This is a genomic window from Rhodococcus sp. (in: high G+C Gram-positive bacteria), assembly GCF_049286785.1.
In the GTDB taxonomy this organism is placed as follows: Bacteria; Actinomycetota; Actinomycetes; order Mycobacteriales; family Mycobacteriaceae; genus Rhodococcus_F.
On sequence record NZ_JBAQEO010000483.1, the window covers coordinates 1 to 2,697 of the forward strand.

At 65.1% G+C, this 2,697-nt stretch carries 3 protein-coding genes; all 3 read left to right on the top strand.

Annotation, left to right across the window (positions count from 1 at the left end; translation table 11 throughout):
* The first annotated feature begins 60 nt into the window (after positions 1–60).
* The 3 genes from WAW17_RS17345 (at position 61) to WAW17_RS17355 (ending at position 2,549) form a co-directional block, all read left to right on the top strand.
* Positions 61–615: a hypothetical protein gene (locus WAW17_RS17345; protein ID WP_422334174.1), complete on the top strand. Its 555-nt coding sequence runs from the start codon at positions 61–63 to the stop codon at positions 613–615.
* A gap of 354 nt (positions 616–969) precedes the next feature.
* Entirely contained in the window at positions 970–1,683 is a 714-nt protein-coding gene (locus tag WAW17_RS17350) for a ParA family protein (protein WP_422334175.1), read from the top strand.
* A complete protein-coding gene (locus WAW17_RS17355; RefSeq protein ID WP_422334176.1) occupies positions 1,683–2,549 on the top strand; it encodes a ParB/RepB/Spo0J family partition protein in 867 nt (288 codons plus the stop codon). Before WAW17_RS17350 ends, WAW17_RS17355 begins: the two co-directional genes overlap by 1 nt.
* The last annotated feature ends 148 nt before the right edge of the window (positions 2,550–2,697 follow it).

A 2,697-nucleotide genomic window follows, 5' to 3' on the forward strand; every position in this document is an offset into this window, starting at 1 on the left:
GTTCCCAACACCACCCCGGCCCAGCCGGAAAACGCGCAGTCGCCGGGTTAGATTGGCGCCATGAGATCCGCGTCCGCGCACGTCCGCCGCAGTCCCTGCCGCACCGCGCACGACGTGCACACCCGGTTGGCTACCGGCGCGAAAACCGTTGTTCTCGACAGTCCACCCGAGACCACTGTCGAACTGTGCGACCTGCCGGGCGGTTTCACCCTGCGCGTCGAAGGCTCGTCCCGCGTGCAGATCACCGACACCATCGACCGGCCGGAGAAACGCGCTCCAGCGATCGTGATCACCGGCGCCGCCCACGCCCAACTCTTCGGGCACACCCGCGCCCACGCCTACACCACCGCCACCGTCGACGCCTTCGATCACACCCGGGTCACCGCCCACAACCGTGCCGCCGTGTCCGCCGTCGACCACGCCCACGTCTCCGCCGGTGAGAACGCCACCGTCTACGCCTACGACCACGCCGCCGTCCACGCGCACGACGACGCACAGGTACACGCCGCCGACAGCACCCGCATCGTGCTGCACGGCAACGCCCACGCCGCGGCAGCCCGCGGTGTCACCATCTTCGGACCCGCCCGCGCCAACGTCACGGTCGCCGCCAGATAGCGCAGCCGACGACCGGTATCACCGAACCAAAATGTCCGTTTTGTCCGTTGTTTACCACGGTAAACAAACCAAACCGATTGGTCTTGTTTGTTTACCGTGGTAAACAAACGGCACCAGGACTCGGTGAAACGTCCCTCGCCGGCCGCGTCAGTCGTGTTTCGCGCCGGCGGGACCTTTCGCGAAAATTGCGGCGGCACCGCCTCCGTTTCATTTACTGAAGGCGGCCGAGCAGATGCTGTGCAAGCCCGCGCGACACCCCGCGTGTCGGCACCGCCCCAGCTGCTGCGGTGCCGTACTGTGCGTACCCGTCCGAAGTAGCCCACACCGGTGGGTGAAGCAAACGGAAAGGGTCCCATGACCATTCATGTCCTTCTCAATCAGAAGGGCGGCGTCGGAAAAAGCACCGTCGCTGTCAATCTCGCCGCCGTCACCGCGGATGTTCTCAACCAGGACGATGATCCCAATGCCACCTCCCCCGTGGCAGCCGTCTCCGTCGACCCGCAGGGCTCCGCGATCTGGTGGGCCGACCGACTCGACAACCTGCCCTTCCACGTCGTCCAGGCCCACGACGACCTCAACGGCCTGCGCCAGCTTGGTCAGCTCCCCGGGATTCGCCACGTCTACGTCGACACCCCCGGCTGGATCGACCTCAACAGCGCCGACGACACCTCCGACCCACTCGGCCGCGGCCCTGCCGCCGACGCCCTGCGGGCGGTGCTCGAGGTCGCCGATCACGTCATCGTGCCGATGGAAACCGAACCGCTCTCCTTCGATCCCACCGCCCGAACGATCCGAAAGGTCCTCGAGCCCCGCGGCATTCCGTACACGGTCGTGATCAACAACTGGGATCCTCGCGACGGCAAGCTCGACCTCGAGGAAACGAAAGAGTTCGTACGCGCGAACAAGTGGCCACTCGCGAAAACCGTGATCCGCCATTACAAACTGCACGCGCGGGCGAGCGCCGACGGCCTGGTGGTCACCGAGTACCCCGCCAATCGGGTAGCGCTGCAGGCCCGGGAGGACTTCTACCGGCTGGCTCTGGAGCTACGGATCGACGGTGGTCGGTGATGGCACGCGGCACCCGCACCAACCTGGCGACCCTCGCCGGTGTCGTCGGCGACAACTCCCCCGTCGACCGGCCTTCTCCTGGTGTGACACCGACCAACGTGCCACTGAGCGAGCTGGCACCGAATCCGCGCAATCCGCGTGACGACCTCGGTGATCTCAGCGATCTGGTCTCGATCACCGACACCCAACTCCAACCCGCCCTGGTGGTCACCCAGGCCGCCTATCTGAGGCTGTATCCGGAAGACGAAACCAAGATCGGGCTCGCCCGATGGATCGTGATCAACGGATGCCGGCGCCTTGCCGCCGCCACCAGCTTCGGCCGCCCCAACCTCGACATCGTCGTCAAGGACGAGGTCGCCAAGGACCGGACAACCCTGCTTGCCGCGGCGGTCATCGAGAACGTCGGCCGCCGCGACTTCGACGTCATCGAAGAGGCCAAGGCCGTCGAACTCCTGATCAACGAGTGCGGAACCGTCGAGAAGGCCGCCCTCAAGCTCGCCAAGTCCAAGGGATGGATCTCACAGCGGCGAGCCCTGCTCCAACTCACCCCCGAACTCCAAACAGCCCTACGTAAGGGCGAACTCGCCATTCGCACCGCCCGCTCGCTTGCGCAAGTCCCGCCGGAGGGGCAGGTTGAGGCTTGGAACACCGAACGTGAGCGTCAAAGTCAAGGCGCTGAATCAGATTCGGTTCCCACTGACGACGGCCGTAAGCCGGCGGAACGAGTGCCGGTGACCGCCGCGAAGGTCACCCGCACCTTCCGGCGCCTAGACGCCGACCCCGCGATTCTCGCGGAAGCACTGGTCGAGTACCTCGACGACGATGGCCTTCGATCCCTCCTCGCCGCGCTCAACAACCGAACCTGACCAAGCCTGCAGTAAGTCGTCGAACGGGAGCCCTAGTGATGTCCGTTTTGTCTGGGTGATGTCAGTTTTGTCTGGTGTTTACCGCGGTAAACACCAGACAAAACTGACATCACCCAGACAAAACGGACATCACTAGGGCTCCCGTTCG